The sequence below is a fragment of the Caryophanon latum genome (genome assembly GCF_001700325.1).
GTDB classification, from domain to species: Bacteria; Bacillota; Bacilli; order Bacillales_A; family Planococcaceae; genus Caryophanon; species Caryophanon latum.
In genome coordinates, this window is record NZ_MATO01000064.1 from 45393 (window position 1) to 65073 (window position 19681).

The following is a 19681-nucleotide window of genomic DNA, read 5'->3' on the forward strand; positions in this document are numbered from 1 at the left end:
TTCTATTGCTTCAGCGACTTCGCCTGCATTTCATACATTTTCGCATACGTGCCTCCGCGTGCGATCAATTCCTCGTGATTGCCGATTTCTTGAATTTCCCCGCGGTCGAGCACGATGATTTTGTCCGCATGCTTAATCGTAGAAAGACGATGCGCAATAATAAATGTCGTGCGCCCTTCCTTTAATACGTCCATCGCGTGCTGAATAAGCTCCTCTGTTTCCGTATCAATATTCGACGTCGCTTCATCTAATATTAAAATCGCCGGATTGAATGCAAGTGCGCGCGCAAACGAAATGAGCTGACGCTGCCCAGCTGAAAGCGTGCTACCTTTTTCAATGACTTCCTCATCAATGCCGTGCTGTAAATTCGTTAGTACCGAGCCTGCCCCAACTGCTTTTAATGCCGCTTCGACCGCTTCACGTGAAATGCGCGGGTCGTTTAAGCTAACGTTTGATGCAATCGTACCAGTAAATAAATACGGGTCTTGCAGCACGATGCCCATATGCGCGCGAATCGTTTGGCGTGGCAATGATGTAATATCGATGCCATCAATCGTAATGCGCCCTTTTGACGGATCGTAAAAGCGAAACAGCAAATTCATAATCGAGCTTTTGCCTGAGCCTGTATGCCCGACAAGCGCAATCGTCTCGCCGCGCTTTGCTTCAAACGTTAAATTTTTCAGCACGTATTCATTTTCTTTATACGCAAACGACACGTCTTCAAATGACACGTTGCCGTCATAGCGTGGAACTGTTGTCGTCGCTACGTCCTCACCTTTTTCATCCAGCAGCTCGAACACGCGATTTGCCGCAACGAGTGAGCGCTCTAGCTGTGAAAACTGGCTCACAATCGCCGTCATCGGATTGAATAAACGCGTCACGTAATCGACGAATGCATAGAGCGTTCCTGCTGTTACGTAATCGTTCGTCGTCATCGAGTTCGTACCGAAAACATAAATGAACACTAAAAACATTGTGACGCGTAAAAAGTTGACTAAGTTATGTGACGTCGCCGAATCGAGCACGAGTAATTTACGGTGATAGTCGTAATGCGTATCGTTTAGCTCCGTAAATTCCTCCTCCATTTGCTTTTCACGACGGAACGCTTGCACGATCGTCATGCCATTAATCGATTCGTTAATCATGCCGTTTAAGTCGGCAATTTTCGTGCGAATGACGTTGTTGTATGCTTGTGCGTATTTGCGGTACAGCACCATCCACGCATATAAAATCGGTATAATAATGAGCGCAATCGCCGCCACTTGTGCGTTTAACGTAAAGAGCGCAATGTACACACCAAACATCGACAGGAAGCTTACCGCAAACTGCGATAGCACCGTTACGTATAAGTTGCGCACTGCCTCCGTATCGTTCGTGACGCGCGCAACAATTTTGCCTGCTGGTGAATTATCAAAATACGCAATCGGCATCGTTTGAATTTTGTTAAACGTTTCGATGCGCATATTTTGGACGATGCGGTTTGCCCCGCGCTGTAGCCATACTGTGCTAATGTAGCGCAATATACCTGTTACAATCGCGAGTGTGAAATAAATCGAAAGCAGCAATACGAGCGGCTGAACATGTAACTTGCCGACCGTCATGTAATTATCAATAATATGCTTTGCGATGTACGGCGCGGCTAGCTCAGTCGCTACTGAAAGTGCTAAAAGAAACAGCCCACTAATGATAAATCGTTTGTAGCGCATCGCATAGTCAGTTAATCGTTTCATCGGACTCATGAGCTCGCCTCCTCTAGTTGCTGGCGGTCAAATTGTTCCTTATACCAGCCGTTTTGCACAATGAGCTGTGCGTGCGTGCCTTGCTGGACGATTTTGCCATCATCAAGCACGATAATGTGATCTGCGTGCTGAATGCCTGATAAGCGGTGCGTTGTAATGATTGTCGTTTTCCCTTGACGCGCTCGCTGAATGTTTTGAATGATGTTCGTCTCTGTTTTCGCATCGACTGCTGATAACGAATCATCGAGCAGTAAAATGTCTGGGTTTTTAATGAGCGCTCGCGCAATCGATACGCGCTGCTTTTGCCCACCCGATAGCGACACCCCTTTTTCCCCGACGAGCGTTTCAAGCCCCATCGGTAAGTTTTGCAAGTCGCTTTCAAAATAGGCAAGACGAATCGCCTCGTGTAGCTCCTCGTCGGTCGCATCCTCTTTGCCAAATAAAATGTTTTCACGAATCGTACGTGAAAACAGCACGTGCTCCTGTGGTACGTAGCCGATCCAACTTAATACTTGCTCCTTCGACTGCTTGCTTAAATCGACGTCGCCAATCATAAACTGTCCTTCGCCGAGCGGATATTCACGCAGCAGCTGACGAACGAACGTCGTCTTCCCCGCACCTGTTTTACCGACGATTCCGAGCGTTTGCCCTTTTTGCAAATGCAGTGAAATGCGCGATAAGTTTTTCACTTGTGAGAGCGGATATTGGAACGAATACTTTTGCACGTTCATCGATGAAGGTGTCGTTAACGTAAGCTGCTTGCCATCTCGCACGTCCTCTTCATACGATAGCGTCTCCTGCACGCGGTCGAGTGAGGCGTTTCCTTGCTGCATGACGTTAATGAGTTCGCCAATCGCAAACATCGGCCACGTCGCAAGCCCTAAATAGACGTTAAACGACACGAGCTGCCCGACCGTTAGCTCACCGCGCGACACGAGCACGGCACCATAGCCGAACGCAATGACGTAGCAAAGCCCCATGCCGATGCGCGTAATCGGTACGAATAGCGCGTTAATGTTCACAACGGCCATATTTTTTTCAACAACTTCTTCACTTTTGTCGAAAAAGCGCTGCTGCTCAAGCGTCTCTTGCACGTATGCACGCACGACACGAACGCCCGCTACCGACTCAAGCACGTTATCGTTTAGCTCACCGAATGCTTGCTGCGACACGATATAACGTTTATGCACAATTTTGCCTAAGTACTGAATAATAAACGCCATAATCGGCACCGGCAGCATCGCAAATAGCGTCAGCTTCCACGAAATCGTAATCGCCATTGCCGCAATGATAAACGCCATGTACAGCGTCGAGTCAACGAGCGTCATAATGCCAAAGCCTGCTGTTAGCGACACGGCGTTTAAGTCGTTCGTTGCGCGCGCCATTAAATCACCCGTACGATTTTTCTCATAAAACGTCGGCTTCATTTTTAAAAATTGTTGGAATAAGCGCTTGCGTAAAATACGATCAATCGTAATCGCCCCGCCAAACAGCTGGTATTGCCAAATGAAGTTGAGCGCATAGCTCGAAACAATAATGGCGATGAACGCGATAACGTAATTTCGCAGCGACGCTTCAGTTAACGCGCTCGTCGTCATATCATCGATTGCTTCGCCGATCAGCCACGGCGGAATAATTTCAATGACGCTTGCGACGATGAGCAGCACGATGGCGATGCTATATTGCTTGCGATATTGCTTGAAAAACCAGCCGAGCTTTTTTAACACATCAAACATATTTTCACCTAGTTTCTTATTTTACTTTATGCTGTGCATCATCTCTTCATCGCTCACACGAAAAAACGACAAAAAAAGGCACGCACTCTAAAAAAGAGCACATGCCTTTTTGAAAGAGGTGATGACGTCGCACCCCTTCTTTTACTTACTTACAACAAAAAGAAGACGTGCCACTACGAGTATGAAATTTGCTGCAACGCTTCATACGTAATTTGTTCATAGTGTCCGCCTCCTTTCTTCAATCCGTTTCATTTCGTGTTTCTAAATACTAGCATAGCGATTTTTACAGGTCAATCATTTTTCAATTTTCAGCTTTTATTCATGCGAACGTGCAATAATTTTCTACAACGGGAATGTTCGTACTAAACGTGTTGTTTAACCAATGAATGAGCAGTTCGCGTATTGCGGCCACCTATATACAACATTTATTTCATATTTTCTAAACATTATGGCTTTCACTATATAAAAATGGCAAATCGGCACACCTGCGATCGCACATCGACTCACCACTATTGCTATTCATAGCGACGATGAATGTTTTTTTAGCGTGACGTCTTCAACCGAAAACAATATTTGTATTTTCCAGTTAAATCTTTTATGATAGAATCATTAAATTATTTTTCATAACTAGGAGGTGTATTCTTTGTGCTTTCCCCTCATTTGGGCCGAGTGCAAAGATAATATTTGGACGTAGATATAGTGGAACTAACCATAAGGCTGGCGGCGTTTGCTGCCCTAATTGCCGCAACAGCGTTTTTCGTTGCAACAGAATTCGCCATCGTGAAGGTGCGACATACACGCATCGATCAGCTCGTGGCAGAAGGAAATAAAAAAGCAATACGCGCAAAAAAAGTAACATCTGACTTAGACGAATATTTATCCGCATGTCAGCTCGGTATTACGATTACTGCGCTCGGACTCGGTTGGTTAGGTGAGCCGACGTTTGAGCTCATTTTACATCCGTTATTTGATGTACTCGGCTTAAATTTAACACCGAGCATTTCATCGTTACTATCATTTGTTATTGCGTTTGCACTTGTAACGTTTATTCACGTCGTTGTCGGAGAATTAGCGCCGAAAACATTAGCAATTCAAAAAGCCGAAGCTGTCACATTAAACTTAGCTGGCCCGCTCATTTTATTCCATAACGTTATGTATCCATTCATTAAATTATTAAATGGTTCTGCACGTGCGTTAACAGGTCTTTTCGGCTTAAAAATGATGGGTGAATCAGAAGTTGCGCATTCAGAGGAAGAAATTCGTATGCTGTTATCAGATAGCTATAAAGGCGGCGAAATTAACGAATCTGAATACGAATATGTAAATAGTATTTTCGAGTTTTCTGAACGTATTGCTAAAGAAATTATGGTACCACGTACTGAGATCATCGGTATTGAAAAGGACCTAACAATTAGAGAAGTATTTGAAGTAATGGGTGTTGAGCAATACACACGTTACCCGATTATTGATGGCGATAAAGACCATGTCATCGGCCTTGTCAACATGAAGCATCTACTTACAGCGTTTGTACAAGATACGACAAACGGCGACAAAAAAGTCATTGAGTACATGCAGCCAATTATTCGAGTAATTGAAACGACGGCAATTGACGACTTATTACTAAAAATTCAACGCGAGCGTATTCACATGGCAGTTTTAATGGATGAATACGGCGGTACATCTGGTTTAGTCACAATTGAAGATATCATCGAGGAAATTGTCGGCGATATTCAAGACGAGTTTGACGACGATGAAGTACCAGAAGTGCGTAAAGTAAGCGACAATCATTATTTATTTGATGCGAAACTATTAATCGCAGAAGTAAATGATGTGCTCGGTACGACGCTTGAAGAGGATGAAGTCGACACAATTGGCGGTTGGTTCATGACGAAGCATTTCGATGTAATACAAGGTGCTTCAATAGAAGAACAAGGCTTCTTATTCGTTGTAAAAGAAGTCGAAGGTCATCATATTTTATATCTAGAAGTGTCTAAGCTTCCAGAAGACAAAATAACAGAGGACGGTATAGCCGCTTCTGAACTGAACGAGCAAAAATAACGAAACGACCATTTGCGGCATCATGCGGCGAATGGTCGTTTTTCTATGAATCAATTGCTTTTTGCGGGCGTCGCTGTGGGGTGTTTCGGCACGAGCTGTTCCTAAGGAGTCTCGCCGCACGCTTTAACCAAAAGCTCCAGCGCACATTTTAGTAACGTATGATGTACTAAACCGTTTCTACTGCCCGCTTCCTTCTGTTAACCCGTGCTTCACCGCATATAGTGCTGCTTGCGTACGGTCTTGCACTTCAAGCTTCGCGAAAATGTTTGAAATATGCGTCTTCACTGTTTTCTCCGTTACGAACAGCGATGCCGCAATTTCACGGTTGCTTTTACCTTTCGTCAGCTCCGCCAGTACGTCTTGCTCGCGCGGTGTGAGCGGATGAAGCTTATGTGCTAAACTATGTTCCTCCGCCTCGCTTTTCTCAAGCTGCGTCGTCACCTCTGGATGGACGATGCGCTCTCCTTGCATAATTTGACGAATCGCTTGCACTAAATCATCTGGCTCGATGTCCTTTAACTGATACCCAACTGCACCTGCTTCCATCGCTGGTACGACGTGGTCACGGTCTGAAAAGCTCGTAAGCATGAGCACTGGCATATTCGGAAACTTTTCGGTAATGCGTTTTGTTGCGCCAATGCCGTCAAGCTCTGGCATGACTAAATCCATTAAAATGATGTCCGGCTGCAAGCTTTCTGCTAACGCCACTGCCTCGACACCGTTTTTCGCCTCGCCAATTACTTCAATATCTTTTTGTGTTTTTAAAAAGACCATTAAGCCGCGTCGTACAACGTGGTGGTCATCTGCAATTAATACGCGAATCATGTCGCTCCCCCTTTAATACGGTAGCCGTACAAATAGCTCCGTTCCTTTTCCGATGTCGCTCACCCATTCGACTTGCCCTTGCAGCGCCGCAACCCTCGTACGAATCGACTGCATACCGACCGATGGAATATTTACCTCGCTCGCTGCTGAAAAACCGTTTCCATCATCCTTTAAAATACATAGCACATCCGTTGCCGTCACCGTTAAATAAAAGTATGCCTTTTGTACGCCTGCATGCTTTCGAATGTTGTTTAAGCCTTCTTGCATGACACGAAACAGCGCCTCCTCAACTTTTGATGGTAGCTGAATAACACCTATGACGTTCGTTTGCAGCGTTAAACCGAGCATTTCCGCATAGCCTTTAATGCCGTCCACAAGTCCACCTTCTAGCCCTTTTGGACGCAGCTGCCAAATAAGCGCACGCATTTCCGTTAACGCTTCTTGTGACAAGCTTTGCACATCTTGAAATAACTCCTTCACTTCCGCTTCTTGCGCGAGCTCAACACCTGCGCGGGCTGTGAGCGTCACCGAAAACAATAATTGATTAACCGAATCGTGCAAGTCGCGTGCTAAACGATTGCGCTCCTGCACAAGCGCCATTTCCTGCTCCTGCTTCGTCAGTAAAATGCGCTTGATCGCCGAGCCCATTTGAAACGCCACTGACTCTAATAGCTCTAGCTCCTCCTCGCTAAAAAATACAGTGTTCGGTGTCGCTACATTTAACAGTCCGAAGCGCTCATAACCAGATTGCAGCGGCACAGTCGCATGGTGCGTAATGTCGTGATGGTCACCAACGTTCGCATCGATGGCCGCTTCTAGTCGCTGGCATTCTATAATGTTTGACGCCTTTTGCAACTCGTTCATACGATAGCGCGACACACACCAGCAGCCTCCTTTATTTAAATGATGACAGCTATTATGTGCGAGCGCCTCCGGTAAGTTCACATGCGTCACAAGCTTTGAGCGTCCGCGTTCGTTAATGAAAAAAATCCAGCCTGTTTCAAATTTCGTGCCTTGTAGCAGCTTCGTAAGCGCACCATGCAGCATCGCATCAATTTCGGTTTCCTCGTTTAAAAACTCCGCAATTTCCTTTAATAATGTCGTATGAGACGGATCATTTATATGCATCGTGTCGCCCCCTTCTGCTCTTTATGATACACGTTTTTTTACGAAAAGCCCGCTCATACTTTTGGCTGAAACAATGTTTTCGACAAATCATTTTGGGTATATACACTATTGTAACGATCAATTGAAGGAGGAATATATATGAGTAAATACAATCCGAAAGCACCGAACGAGCTAGCCGATGCGCAATTAAATCGTGCCAATTATGAAAGTGATGCGAGTAAAGCAGTCGCAAAGCATCATACAGGAGATGGCGCTGTACTCGACCATACAGATGCAGGGCCTAGCTTTACGAATAAAGAGTCATACAACTCTATTCCAGGTGAATAATATAACTACGCGAGCTGTCCGAAAGTGCCTCACTTTTCGGACAGCTCTTTTTCCAACCATTTTAATACGCTTTCATTTACTTATAACTGTAAATTTTATATAATCAGTATGGTTATTTCTTATTTTGAAATGGAGGAAACATTTCGTGGCAACTAATAAAGCGGCCGCTAAGCGTAAAGCAGCAGCCAAAAAGAAAAATTCGAATATGAACAAGCTATATATCATCGCTGGTATTATCGTTGTGCTATTTATTGCCATCATGTTATTGCAAAACAAAGCAAACGAAACGAAGCTCGAAAACAACCCGTACGGAACAAACGATTTAAATCAAGCAACAATTGACCAATTAGGCGATGAAAACTACCAAAATATCATTTTACCTGATCAATTAGAAGAAAAAATTAACTCTGGCGAAGGTACATTCGCATACTTCTTCAGTCCAACATGCGTACATTGCCAAGCGTTTACACCCGTATTAATGCCACTTGCAGAAGAAGCTGGTGTTGAAATCCATCAGTTAAACTTACTAGAGTTCGATTTATGGTCACAATATGACGTAAACTCAACGCCAACGCTCATCTACTTCAAGGACGGTAAGGAAGTAAACCGCTTAATCGGTAACGCACCAGAAGCAAGCGCGCGTGAATTTATCGAAGCTATGGTACAATAAAACAAATGAAAAAATGGGCGTCCAATTCGTTTGGGCACCCATTTTTATATGGAGGAAACTATGTTTAACTATACAATCCCACAACAAGGCTTAACGGTCGACGAACTACTGCGTGACCAATGGCGCTTAGGAAAGAAAACGGTACACGAGCTACGCATGGCAAAAGCAATTTCAGTCGGCGGCGAGCTCATCCAATGGAAAACACCACTCGACGTTGGTACAGTGATCGAAGTCGCATTCGAAACACCGGCTTCTAACTACAAGCCAACTGCCGAGTGCATGATCGACATTATGTATGAGGACGACCATTGCTTAATCATTTCAAAGCCAAAAGGAATGAGCACGCACCCGAACGACGACCGCGACACGCACACAGCGATGAACCATGTCATGGCGCACATTCAAGCAAATGGTGGCGTTTACGCAGAGCACGTTCACCGCTTAGATAAAGGAACAGAAGGGTTGCTGCTTGTCGCAAAGCATCCGCTCGCAAAATCGATTATGGACCGCATGATTGAAGAGAAATCAATCATTCGTACGTACCAAGCAGAAGTGCAAGGCAATATTCGCGGTGAATCTGGCACGATTAGCGAAAACATCGGCAAAGATCGCCACCACCCGAACCGTCGCGTCGTATCATATAGCGGTCAGCACGCAGTCACACATTACGAAGTCATTCAACGCTATAAAAGTACATGCGTTGTCAACTTAGTGCTTGAAACGGGACGCACGCACCAAATTCGTGTGCACCTTGAATATTTAGGTCACCCAATCGTAGGCGACACGCTATATGGCGCGCGCGAAACAAAGGAAGGCACGTACGCATTACACGCCATTCAGCTTGAGTTCGATCACCCGTTTTTAAACGAACGCATTACCGTAAAAGACGAGCCACGCACAAACTAACGAACGAAAAAGGCGAGCTAATGACGCAATGCTGCTGAAAAACTATATACATTGAACACGCGTGTTGATTAGCCATTAAATTGGCAGGGCACGTATTGCGGCTTGCGTTCCTGGGGCTCGGCGCCCGCTCTCTGCCATGACAATGTCATATGGATTTCGAACTTTTAAAACAACCGACTTCGCTGTATACAAGTGGCGTATCAACATACCTACTATGCATCCAGTTGCCACTCATAAATCGACTAACGCTACGAATAAACCCATTCTTTCGTTTATAGCGCTCCTTTATGCAAAATTATAAAGTTTTTAGACACGTCCTAAAAAACGCGGAAATTCATTGTAATAAACTTTGAATTCCGCGTTTTCACATATAATAAACGTCGATTTATACTAAAAAATGTAGCGTAAATCGACTTTTTCAGTGCCCTCTCATAACTCGATCGTCTTTTATGTTATACCGCTATAGTAGCAGCTCCTTCATCGCAAAATAACAAATCCCTGCTCCCGCAACAAACAGTAAAAATGTGATGTTCATAATAAACTCGCCACCAAGGGAGAAAGGCTCTGCTTTTAACACAGCAACAATTCGCGTCTCATGCTCAAAAAAGCGCACTATGACAACATCGTACAAAAGTGGAAAAATACATAGCATACCAGCTATTAATCTTAACCAATGAATTATACTTCGTCGCATGTGTATCACCTCACTACTTATTTCCCGTAAATGCCGTGTTTGAAGCGTAAAAATAACAAATTTGAAATAAATTTATTAAGCGTGTTAATTAGGACGTGGCTAAAAACTCCAAAATTCAGTATAAATAATAGCGAGGAACGAAATAACGTTCTTTGTCATCACATCGGGCTGCTTTCCACATCGAAGCAGGCTTTCCGCAGGCGCGTAGGCAAACACGATGTTGATCATGAAGTTGATGACTCGTGTAGTGGCATTTATCACCTTCCTCGAGCTTCCTCAACACTCGTTCCTCGTGTTTGCGGGGTCTTTCGACGCGAGCTTTTCCCCTAGGAGTCTCGCCGTACGCTCCATGCCACTACGATGCTGCATTCATGTCAGTTTTGCTGCTAAAAACAACCGATTCAGCTGTATAAAAGTGGCGTATCAACAGACCTGTAAATTTATATTATTTTCACAAGCATGTTCATTCACAGAAGCGTATTGCGGCTAAAAACAACCAGCTTTAGCGGAAATCACATACGATACACTGACTAAAAATCAAAGTTATCTGGATCAGCGCCTGTGCGGTGGAACGTATTTAACGCCGTTAGTGCTGCTACTTCATCAACTTGCAGTGCAAAGTCAAAAATGCGTAAATTTTCCGCTGCACGCTCTTTATTTGCCGACTTCGGAATGGCGATGTTGCCCATTTCAATATGCCAGCGTAGCACAATTTGCGCCGGTGTCTTGCCGTACTTTGCCGCAAGCTGCTTCACAATCGGATGTGTAAATACGATGCCCGTACCGAGTGGCGCCCACGCAGTAACCGCGATGTTTTTCTCCTTACAAAATGCACGTAACGCATCTTGAGATAACGACGGATGACATTCAATTTGATTAACCATTGGCGCAACGTTTGCAACGGCAAAAATTTGCTCTAAATGATGCTCATGGTGGTTCGACACGCCCGTTGCACAAATTAACTTTTCGTCGTATAAACGCTCAATTGCTCGGTACGTGTGAACGAGCTGAGGCTTTGGCCAATGCGTTAAATATAAATCGACGTACTCAAGCCCTAGCTTTTTTTGCGACACGTCAAATGCGCGCAACGTTTCGTCATAGCCTTGGTCTGCGTTCCATACTTTCGTCGTAATAAACAGCTCCTCGCGCGCAATGCCTGAATCGCGAATCGCCTGTCCAACTGCTTCCTCATTTTCATAAATCGCCGCCGTATCAATCGCGCGGTAGCCTAGCTGCAATGCTTGAAGCGTCGCCTCGTATGCTGCTGTGTGCTCCTTCATACGAAAAACCCCAAACCCTAACTGCGGCATATGTACACCATTTGCAAGTGTTATTGTCGGTATCATGTGTAGTCCCCCTTATTTTAAATGGTCAAAGTTAAAGTGATCTGGATTTTGCCCGAAGCGCTCGTTGCGATTTAACGCATCAATTTGCGCCATATGTGCATCACTTAATTCAAAATTAAACACGTCGAAGTTTTCGGCAATGCGCGACGGTGTGACAGACTTCGGAATGACGACTAAGCCGTGCTGTAAGTGCCAGCGAATAATGATTTGCGCTGCTGATTTGCCGTATTGCTCGCCTAGTTGCTGAAGCGTTTCGTCGCCTAGCACGTTGGCACGACCGAGCGGCGACCAAGACGTTACTGCAATGCCTTCTTCTTCACAAAACGCTCGAAGTGGCTGCTGCGTTAAATAAGGGTGCAGCTCAATTTGATTGACCATTGGCGGAACGTTCGCCTTTGCAAGTAGCTGCTGTAAATGCGGCACGTGGTGATTCGATACGCCCGTTGCACGAATTAATTTCTCATCATATAGACGCTCAATCGCTCGGTACGTTTCGGTAAATTTCCCTTCAACTGGCCAGTGCGTTAAATATAAATCGACGTACTCCATATCGAGCTTTTTCAGCGACACTTCGAATGCTCGAAGCGTTTCGTCATAACCTTGGTCGTCATTCCACACTTTCGTCGTAATGAATAGCTCATCTCGTCGCACACTCGCATTGCGCACCGCCTCGCCAACTTCCTCCTCGTTGTAGTAAAGCGCCGCTGTATCAATCGCTCGGTAGCCAACGTTTAACGCCGTTTCAATTGCTTGTAGCGTTTCGTCTCGATTTGTCATTTTGTACACACCTAAGCCGAGCTGTGGCATGTGCACCCCATTACGTAATATTTTTTTCATAAAATTACCTCCTTTTTTGTAGCCATTATAGCATGCGGCAACATACGATGAAAAAAGCCAACATACATTGTGCATGCTGGCTCACCTTCTACTCATCTTCATCAAATTGCTTCGGATCACGCTCACGCTTATCCTCGTCCTGCTGTTCACGCATTTGCTCCATTTCTTTGCCGAGCTGCTTTAGCTCCTCCATTGAGTTTGCCATCGAGCCGCTTAACTGTTCTTTCGTCATTGTCATACCCCCTTCTCATTCCCTTTTCCCGTTCAATCAAAAAGTAAATCTTTTTTCTGAATATTCTTTCCACTAATCAGCAACTGCGTTATACTAATTATGAGTATATTAAAGGAGGCGTTGTGATGAAGTTACTTTTAATTTTAGGCATTTGCGCATCTTTTTTAACGGCGATTTTTACAGCAGGCTATGAGCGACCTGCGAAAGCGCCACATGAGTAAGTAACATAAGCGACAGAGAGCACGTTTCTCTGTCGTTTTTTTATTTGGCTACGCTCTCATTGACTTTTCAAACGCCGTCGCTTATCATTACTTACATAAAGTAACCTAATAATTAAAAGAAACTATAGTAGGAGGCATTTCACATGCATTTTTTTGAAAAACCGAACAACTTCGTGCAGCACGTTGCGATTAAAGTAAGCAACTTAACACGCTCGCTCGATTACTATACAAACACGATTGGCTTATTTATTATTGAGCAAAACAGCACGCACGCTTCACTTGGCGCCAAAAACAGCACGACGCCACTTTTACATCTCGAAGAAGTCAAAAACGCAAGCGCGCGTCCTGCAAGCTCAACTGGACTTTACCACTTCGCGATTTTACTACGTGAGCGCAAACATTTAGCAAACATCATCCGCTTCTTTTCAAACAACAACGTGCGCCTCGGTGCATCGGATCACGACGTTTCAGAAGCGCTTTATTTAAACGACCCAGACGGCAATGGTATTGAAATTTACGTCGACCGCCCTGAAGAGCAGTGGACGTGGCAGCAAGACATCGTGCATATGACGACAGATCCGCTCAACGTCCAAAGCATTATGCAAGAAGAAAGCGGCGTATGGGACGGCATGCCTGAAGGAACGGTAATGGGGCACGTACATTTAAACGTCGCCAACATTCCAGCGAGCGAGAAGTTTTATACAGAAGGGTTAGCGTTTAACGTCGTGACGCGTTACGGTCCGAGTGCGCTGTTCGTATCAACAGGCGGCTATCATCACCATATCGGCTTAAATACGTGGGCAAGTAACGGTGGGCATCCTGCACCAGCAACGAGCGTCGGCTTATCGTACGTGGCTTTCCAATTAGACGATGATGCGCAGCAACAGCATCTTGTTGAGCGTTTACGTGCAATCGGTGCAGCAGTTGAGCTAGTAGATGGCGGCTTCAATACTGTAGACCCTGCTGGCAACGCACTACATTTCCGTCAATAAACGGCTCATCACCGTAAGCTGAAGTTGACGCATAGAGGTTGCTTGAAATGAGAGGCGGACTCCAGCGGGAAAAGCAGATGTTTTAACTGCGTCGAGTAATCGCAGACGCATGAGCGCGAAACGAAAGGCTCAAGGAAGGTAGTAAGCGCCACTACACGAGTCACTTCCTTCAAAACTAACATCGTGTTAGGCCCCATGCCCGCGGAAAGCCTGCCTCAACGTGGAAAGCAACCCCGAGTTATCGCGAAGAGCCCACTAAACATGAAAAAGCACATGAAACGGTAGTCCAAGCCGTTTCATGTGCTTTTTGCGAACAATATTATCGATTTATACAAAAAGTTAAGGGAGGAATCGAGCGTGCTACTATGACGAAGTAGTAGCACCCTTACTGATAATGATAATCCCTCTCATTTAATGTGTCAATGCACATTTTGCCGCCTTTTATTTTAATCCTGGATAGTTTTGCTGGCGTAGCGCCTCATAAATAACGATTGCCGCTGTGTTCGATAAATTGAGTGAACGTACGTGATCGCTTTGTGGAATGCGTAAGCACATGTCCGCACGCGCCTGCGCAAAATCTTTCGGTAAGCCCGTCGTCTCACGTCCGAACATAAAGTAAATGTCTTTGTTTTGGTCACTAAAATCATGCGTCGTAAACGGCTCGTCGCTATACGTTTCGATTAAATAAACGTCGCCGCCCTCACTATATTTTACGAAGTCCTCAAGCGAATCGTGATACACGACATTCACATGCTCCCAATAGTCTAGCCCCGCACGCTTTAACATTTTATCGTCTGTCGAAAATCCGAGTGGACGAATTAAATGCAAGCTCGTGTTCGTCCCCGCGCACGTTCTTGCAATGTTTCCTGTATTTGCAGGAATTTCTGGTTGATATAACACAATGTGTAATGGCACAATGCACACTTCCTAACGTAATAATTGTAGCCCTTTTTCAATTTCGGCTACTACTTGTTCATCGGCTTCTTTTTCTTTTGCTTGTAGCAGTACTTCCTCTGCCCCGTCTGCTCCAATTTTTCCAATTGCCCACGCTGCCGTACCGCGAATGACTGGGCGCTCATCTTTTTTCAGCAGCTCGACTAACGCGGGCATTGCCGCTTCCTCTTTAAAATGAGCAAGCGCGAGTATCGCATTGCGCTGAATTGGCTTTTTGCCGCGCCATGAGCCGGACACATGCCCGAACTTCGCTTTAAACTCCTTGTTGCTAATGTGTAAAAGCGGCTCAAGCAGCGGCTTCGCAAGCTCAGGGTCAGGTGTAAACTCTTCATGCCAGTCGTTATGCTTTCGCTTATTTTTCGGACATACCGTTTGACACGTATCACAGCCGTACAAGCGATTGCCAATTTTCGTGCGGAACTCGTCTGGCAGCATCGTTTTCGTCTGCGTTAAAAAGGCAATGCATCGCTTCGAATCGAGCTGACCACCTTCAATGAGTGCACCGGTCGGACAAACGTCGATGCATAACCGACAATCACCGCACTCCTCTTCAATCGGCGTGCTCGGCGCAAACGGAATGTTCGTAATGAGCTCTCCTAAATATACGTATGAGCCAAACTCCGGTGTAATGACCGAGCAGTTTTTCGCACTCCAGCCAATGCCCGCACGCTCGGCAACAGCACGGTCAACGAGCTCTCCAGTATCGACCATCGAACGAATTTGCACGTTTGGCACACGCTCTTGTAACCACGCTTCAAGCTTCGTTAAACGCTCACGCACCGCTACGTGATAATCGACACCCCACGATGCACGACAAAAAATACCGCGACGCTCGCCTTTTTTGCCAATTGGTGCATTGTCCATACGCGACGGATACGCCAGTGCGATCGACACGATGCTTTCTGCTTGTGGCAGCAGCTTCGTCGGCTCAGTGCGCAGCTCCACATCTGACTCCTCAAAGCCCGATTGGAAGTTGAGCTCCTGCTGGCGACGTAGACGGTTTTTTAATTCCATAAACGGTGCGGCGGTCGTAAAGCCGATTTTATCCACACCAATCGACGCGGCGTACGCAATAAAGTCTTGCTGTAATTGTGTGATCGTCATACGCATCAGCTCCTTCCTTATGCTACACTACTATTAATCGTTACGTATGTTAACAGGCGTGTTGATACGCTATTCCATTGGCAGTTCGCGTATGGCAACTCGCTCCCTGCCAGTACAATACTGCATTGATTTTCATTTTGCTGCTGAAAACAACGTATAGAAGTGGCGAATCAACAGCTATATAGAGTGTGATTGAAATGTATAATACGAACAAGGCTCGAAACAAGAGGCGGACTCCAGCGGGAAAAGCGTGAGCGTGAGACTACAGGCTCACGCCACGCCCGCGGAAAGCCTGCCTCGACGTGAAGAGCTGACTAACAAAACATGAAAATACATTTACCGTCTACATCGTATGTTAACTATTCATACATCATTCTTTTATTGGAGGGAAAACGATGAACGTCTCAATTCATTCAACGATTTCACATATTATTCCGAACGTACAAATCGGTGTCATCGCATACAAAAATATCACAATTAGTGACTCACCTCAAATGATTAAAGGGCGCACACAATTATACCAAGAAAACTTGTTTCTTGAAATGCAAGATGCTCCGCTAACGACGCGTCCTGGCATTGCCGAATGGCGCACGCTTTGGAAAGCACTCGGCGGCGACCCGAACCGCTATCGTCATTCTGCAGAGAGCTTACTGCGCCGCGTCGCAAAGGCAAATTACGTAACATCTGTAAACAGCGGCGTTGATTTAAACAACTTCTTTTCGATGAACTATGAAATTCCAATCGGGCTGTATGATGCCAGCAAAATAAGCGGTGATATTACGGTAACACTTGGCACAGCAGATGACACGTACGAGGCGTTAAACGGTCGCATCGTATCGCTTACAAACATTCCGCATACGAAAGACGCAATTGGTAGCTTCGGCAGTCCATACGTCGATTCTGCACGCACTGCCATTACCGAGCAAACGACTAATGCACTACACATTTTTTATTTGCGCCCGTCGCTGTCTGTAGATGAAAATATGAAGTTGTTGAACGCAGCAGGTAATATGTTTACACAAATAAATGGTGGCACGTATAATGCACTTGTCGTAACCGCATAACAAAAGCTAGACGTTTAGTACACGGGCACTAAAAAAATCGATTCACACTAAATTTTTTAGTATGAATCGACTTTTATTCCATAGAAAAACGCGAAATTCAAAGTTAATTAAAATGAATTTTCGCGTTTTTTTAATTTTTCAATAGCCTCGCTTAGTACCTCTAACTTTTTACACGTTCAACCGCCCTAGCTGTAGCGTCACACGATCTGTTAATTCTCGCAGCTCTGACGTCACGTCTGTTAACGTATGCATCATATTCGACTGATGCTCCGCAGTTGTTGCAATGTAGCCTGTGTTTTTTTCCATATGCTCAATCGTCTGATTCACTTCTTCTAACGTACCGACAACACCATCTACATGCTGCTCGATTGCTTGGGCTACAATGTATGTTTGCTTAATGCTGTCTGTCACCTCATCAATGCGCTCCGTAATTTTATCAAACGCTATTTCCGTTTCACTCACTTCGACTGCACTCAATTTCGTCGCCTCGCTCGAATCATGAATCGTTGCGAGCAGCTCCTCCGTATGCTGCTGCAGTTGCGTAATCATTTGCTCAATGTTTGTTGCCGCAGCAGCTGACGAATTCGCAAGCTTACGTACTTCTTTCGCCACGACCGTAAAGCCTTTCCCTGCCTCTCCTGCATGCGCCGCTTCAATTGTTGCATTTAACGACAGTAAATTTGTCTCATCCGCAATATTTTGAATAACCTTTAAACTCGTCGTAATATCGTTCATGCGCGTATTAAAGTATTGTGCAACGTATTGCATCTCCTCATTTTTCGAACATAATTGTGCAATTTTTGCGCTCGTCTTTTCCATTTGTACACGGCCTTCTGTCGCTTCTGCAACCATATCGTTCGCCGCTGTTGTAGCACTATTAATTTGCTGCACAATTTTTTGCGTTTGCATCACAACATCCTCAAGCTCATGTTGAATGCGACCGCTATAACCGCTTTGCTCCTTCGCAATCGTCGCAAGCTCGCTTAGTGCGACCGATGTTTTTTCGCTCGCTACAGTCGATGTATGCACATCATCGTCAATCGTTTGCGTCAGCGCATTCATTTCCTTCGTCGCCTCATGAATATATGTCGCCGCTTCTAATCGCTGCTCTGCCGTCTCCTTTTCACGTACAAGCTTTTCCATATTTAACTTGCGCACATACATTTGTGACAGTAATACACCACTCGTTAGCAATAAAAACATCGCATGCACAAGCAACAACGAAAACGAATAATCTGCCATGCCACAAATAATTTCCGGTACCGCAAAATAACCGACTAAATGATGCACCGCAAATAATATCGTACTCGTAATAATAATGCGCGAGCTCTCAAAATACGCAATAGCTGCCATTACCATAAAAATCGAAAAATGATATTCAACCATCCCATCGCCTGATGCAATAATTGCCATGCTCGAAAACGTCAGCGACAGCGCGATCAGTCGGGGAATATATTGCACACGTTTGCGTAAACGATAGAGCACAATTGCACCGATTACCGATGCAACTGCGCCAATATAAAACGTCGCAATACCAGCAAGCTGCACCGCCATGCTCGTTTGGCGCGTCTGTGTCGTCACAACATACGGGTCAATTAATTGAAACACATGATGTACAACATATATACCTGCTGCTAATACGATCAGTAAAATGGCAAAATAAATCATCACTAAATTTTTACGTACGCTCATAGTAATCACCTCATTACTATGCTTATACCTTATTTTCAGTAAATTTATTCTTTTTCTAGTGCTCTACATAATATAAAAGTTCAATATTACTATATTCCGCTATATGAAATCATTTTGTGATAACATATAGCTCAAATGTCTTTTTACTAACAATTCATCGATTACATATCGAAGACGATGGCTATAGTTTTTTATACAACTATAGTTCATTGAGCACAAATTTTATTGGGGGGGTTCCTATGTCCATTCCTGCACCACTTTTACTCATCATTGCAACGCTTTTTTGGGGCGGCAATTTCGTCATCGGGCGCGCCGTTAGCGACGACATTCCACCAATTAGCCTCGCCTTTTATCGCTGGTGTGTCGCGTTGCTCGTCCTCGCTCCAATTGCATTTACGAATTGGAAAGCACACTTGCCGACGTTTAAAAAGCATTGGAAAATTGTCATCGTGCTATCGCTCACAGGTGTTGCTGGCTTTAACACGCTCGTTTACATCGGGCTACATGATACGACGTCAATTAACGCATCCCTGATGAACTCATCGACGCCGATCATCATTTACATACTCGCCTTTTTATTTTTACGCGAGCGTTTAAATCGCTATCAAGTTATCGGCACGTGCATCTCGCTCATCGGCGTGCTATTCATTTTAACAGGTGGCTCACTTGAAAGCTTACAATCGTTCGCATTTAACCGCGGTGATATGATCGTATTACTCGCAATCGTTTGCTGGGGCGTCTATTCACTGCTCATTAAGCAATACGCTGGAATATTACCTAGTGTGCCAACGTTTTTCATGACGATCATCATTGGCATTGTGACGTTGCTGCCATTTTTCCTCTACGAATCGATTACAGCAGAAACGAGTATAATATGGAACGTAACATCGGTTAGTGCAATTTTTTACGTCGGCACGTTCGCTTCAATCGTTGCCTTTTTATCATGGAATAAAGGGGTCGTAAAGCTCGGTGCAAGCCGCGCAAGCATTTACTTAAACTTCATTCCGGTATTTTCCGCATTATTTGCGACGTTATTTATCGGCGAATCACTTCAGCTGTTCCAAGTCATCGGTGGCTTAGCCGTCGTCGCTGGTGTGTTCATTACAAACCGCAATCGAGTAGGAGGGAGTGATTAACTCCCGACCTCTCACACCAC

18 protein-coding genes are annotated in these 19681 nt (G+C 45.0%); 7 read left to right on the forward strand and 11 right to left on the reverse strand.

Annotation, left to right across the window (positions count from 1 at the left end):
- Window positions 1-2: 2 nt before the first annotated feature.
- Window positions 3-1739: an ABC transporter ATP-binding protein gene (locus tag A6K76_RS14180; protein WP_066466233.1), complete on the reverse strand. Its 1737-nt coding sequence runs from the start codon at window positions 1737-1739 to the stop codon at window positions 3-5.
- Complete coding sequence (locus A6K76_RS14185) at window positions 1736-3475, reverse strand: ABC transporter ATP-binding protein (RefSeq protein ID WP_066466235.1); 1740 nt, start codon at window positions 3473-3475, stop codon at window positions 1736-1738. Before A6K76_RS14185 ends, A6K76_RS14180 begins: the two co-directional genes overlap by 4 nt.
- A 699-nt stretch (window positions 3476-4174) precedes the next feature.
- Between A6K76_RS14185 and A6K76_RS14190 the strand changes: the two genes are divergently transcribed.
- Window positions 4175-5533, forward strand: coding sequence for a hemolysin family protein (locus A6K76_RS14190; protein ID WP_245672003.1), 1359 nt, complete (start codon window positions 4175-4177; stop codon window positions 5531-5533).
- A 177-nt stretch (window positions 5534-5710) separates the two neighbouring features.
- Here A6K76_RS14190 and A6K76_RS14195 read toward each other — a convergent pair whose 3' ends face one another.
- Both A6K76_RS14195 and A6K76_RS14200 read right to left on the reverse strand, forming a co-directional pair.
- The gene (locus A6K76_RS14195; RefSeq protein WP_066466239.1) at window positions 5711-6358 is read right to left on the reverse strand and encodes a response regulator; all 648 of its coding nucleotides are present in this window, start codon (window positions 6356-6358) and stop codon (window positions 5711-5713) included.
- A gap of 12 nt (window positions 6359-6370) precedes the next feature.
- Complete coding sequence (locus tag A6K76_RS14200) at window positions 6371-7486, reverse strand: GAF domain-containing sensor histidine kinase (protein ID WP_066466241.1); 1116 nt, start codon at window positions 7484-7486, stop codon at window positions 6371-6373.
- Between the two features lie 138 nt (window positions 7487-7624).
- Here A6K76_RS14200 and A6K76_RS14205 point away from each other — a divergent pair, with 138 nt between their 5' ends.
- The 3 genes from A6K76_RS14205 (at window position 7625) to A6K76_RS14215 (ending at window position 9389) form a co-directional block, all read left to right on the forward strand.
- Window positions 7625-7813 (forward strand): hypothetical protein, encoded by a 189-nt coding sequence (locus tag A6K76_RS14205; protein WP_066466243.1) that lies wholly within the window; start codon window positions 7625-7627, stop codon window positions 7811-7813.
- 205 nt (window positions 7814-8018) lie between these two features.
- Window positions 8019-8483 carry a thioredoxin family protein gene (locus A6K76_RS14210; protein ID WP_066466268.1) on the forward strand — a complete coding sequence of 155 codons (465 nt, stop codon included), beginning with the start codon at window positions 8019-8021 and terminating at the stop codon, window positions 8481-8483.
- A 60-nt stretch (window positions 8484-8543) separates the two neighbouring features.
- On the forward strand, window positions 8544-9389 hold the full coding sequence (locus tag A6K76_RS14215) for an RluA family pseudouridine synthase (protein ID WP_066466244.1): 846 nt from the start codon (window positions 8544-8546) through the stop codon (window positions 9387-9389).
- Between the two features lie 460 nt (window positions 9390-9849).
- On the opposite strand, the gene A6K76_RS16840 is transcribed toward A6K76_RS14215, so the two are convergent.
- From A6K76_RS16840 to A6K76_RS16665, 4 genes are all read right to left on the reverse strand, one after another.
- Window positions 9850-10002: a hypothetical protein gene (locus tag A6K76_RS16840; RefSeq protein ID WP_169818031.1), complete on the reverse strand. Its 153-nt coding sequence runs from the start codon at window positions 10000-10002 to the stop codon at window positions 9850-9852.
- 611 nt (window positions 10003-10613) lie between these two features.
- Entirely contained in the window at window positions 10614-11429 is an 816-nt protein-coding gene (locus A6K76_RS14225) for an aldo/keto reductase (RefSeq protein WP_066466248.1), read from the reverse strand.
- Between the two features lie 12 nt (window positions 11430-11441).
- Window positions 11442-12266 carry an aldo/keto reductase gene (locus tag A6K76_RS14230; protein ID WP_066466251.1) on the reverse strand — a complete coding sequence of 275 codons (825 nt, stop codon included), beginning with the start codon at window positions 12264-12266 and terminating at the stop codon, window positions 11442-11444.
- 88 nt (window positions 12267-12354) lie between these two features.
- On the reverse strand, window positions 12355-12498 hold the full coding sequence (locus A6K76_RS16665; RefSeq protein ID WP_139108705.1) for a hypothetical protein: 144 nt from the start codon (window positions 12496-12498) through the stop codon (window positions 12355-12357).
- 364 nt (window positions 12499-12862) lie between these two features.
- Between A6K76_RS16665 and A6K76_RS14235 the strand changes: the two genes are divergently transcribed.
- Entirely contained in the window at window positions 12863-13711 is an 849-nt protein-coding gene (locus A6K76_RS14235) for a VOC family protein (protein ID WP_066466253.1), read from the forward strand.
- 441 nt (window positions 13712-14152) lie between these two features.
- Here the strand turns inward: A6K76_RS14235 and trmL are convergent, their stop codons facing one another.
- Window positions 14153-14635, reverse strand: coding sequence for a tRNA (uridine(34)/cytosine(34)/5-carboxymethylaminomethyluridine(34)-2'-O)-methyltransferase TrmL (gene trmL, locus A6K76_RS14240; RefSeq protein WP_425393891.1), 483 nt, complete (start codon window positions 14633-14635; stop codon window positions 14153-14155).
- Window positions 14636-14638: 3 nt separating this feature from the next.
- Window positions 14639-15769: a tRNA epoxyqueuosine(34) reductase QueG gene (queG, locus tag A6K76_RS14245; RefSeq protein ID WP_066466269.1), complete on the reverse strand. Its 1131-nt coding sequence runs from the start codon at window positions 15767-15769 to the stop codon at window positions 14639-14641.
- Between the two features lie 395 nt (window positions 15770-16164).
- Between queG and A6K76_RS14250 the strand changes: the two genes are divergently transcribed.
- Window positions 16165-16833 (forward strand): B3/B4 domain-containing protein, encoded by a 669-nt coding sequence (locus A6K76_RS14250; protein WP_066466257.1) that lies wholly within the window; start codon window positions 16165-16167, stop codon window positions 16831-16833.
- Window positions 16834-17001: 168 nt separating this feature from the next.
- On the opposite strand, the gene A6K76_RS14255 is transcribed toward A6K76_RS14250, so the two are convergent.
- The gene (locus tag A6K76_RS14255; RefSeq protein WP_066466259.1) at window positions 17002-18525 is read right to left on the reverse strand and encodes a methyl-accepting chemotaxis protein; all 1524 of its coding nucleotides are present in this window, start codon (window positions 18523-18525) and stop codon (window positions 17002-17004) included.
- A 239-nt stretch (window positions 18526-18764) separates the two neighbouring features.
- On the opposite strand from A6K76_RS14255, the gene A6K76_RS14260 reads away from it, so the two are divergent.
- Entirely contained in the window at window positions 18765-19661 is an 897-nt protein-coding gene (locus tag A6K76_RS14260) for a DMT family transporter (protein WP_066466260.1), read from the forward strand.
- Window positions 19662-19681: the final 20 nt, after the last annotated feature.

Coding starts and splice junctions, on each gene's coding strand:
- A6K76_RS14180 (WP_066466233.1), bottom strand. CDS start 1,739: ATGAGTCCGATGAAACGATTAACTGACTATGCGATGCGCTACAAACGA.
- A6K76_RS14185 (WP_066466235.1), bottom strand. CDS start 3,475: ATGTTTGATGTGTTAAAAAAGCTCGGCTGGTTTTTCAAGCAATATCGC.
- A6K76_RS14195 (WP_066466239.1), bottom strand. CDS start 6,358: ATGATTCGCGTATTAATTGCAGATGACCACCACGTTGTACGACGCGGC.
- A6K76_RS14200 (WP_066466241.1), bottom strand. CDS start 7,486: ATGCATATAAATGATCCGTCTCATACGACATTATTAAAGGAAATTGCG.
- A6K76_RS14205 (WP_066466243.1), top strand. CDS start 7,625: ATGAGTAAATACAATCCGAAAGCACCGAACGAGCTAGCCGATGCGCAA.
- A6K76_RS14210 (WP_066466268.1), top strand. CDS start 8,019: ATGAACAAGCTATATATCATCGCTGGTATTATCGTTGTGCTATTTATT.
- A6K76_RS14215 (WP_066466244.1), top strand. CDS start 8,544: ATGTTTAACTATACAATCCCACAACAAGGCTTAACGGTCGACGAACTA.
- A6K76_RS14225 (WP_066466248.1), bottom strand. CDS start 11,429: ATGATACCGACAATAACACTTGCAAATGGTGTACATATGCCGCAGTTA.
- A6K76_RS14230 (WP_066466251.1), bottom strand. CDS start 12,266: ATGAAAAAAATATTACGTAATGGGGTGCACATGCCACAGCTCGGCTTA.
- A6K76_RS16665 (WP_139108705.1), bottom strand. CDS start 12,498: ATGACGAAAGAACAGTTAAGCGGCTCGATGGCAAACTCAATGGAGGAG.
- A6K76_RS14235 (WP_066466253.1), top strand. CDS start 12,863: ATGCATTTTTTTGAAAAACCGAACAACTTCGTGCAGCACGTTGCGATT.
- queG (WP_066466269.1), bottom strand. CDS start 15,769: ATGACGATCACACAATTACAGCAAGACTTTATTGCGTACGCCGCGTCG.
- A6K76_RS14250 (WP_066466257.1), top strand. CDS start 16,165: ATGAACGTCTCAATTCATTCAACGATTTCACATATTATTCCGAACGTA.
- A6K76_RS14255 (WP_066466259.1), bottom strand. CDS start 18,525: ATGAGCGTACGTAAAAATTTAGTGATGATTTATTTTGCCATTTTACTG.
- A6K76_RS14260 (WP_066466260.1), top strand. CDS start 18,765: ATGTCCATTCCTGCACCACTTTTACTCATCATTGCAACGCTTTTTTGG.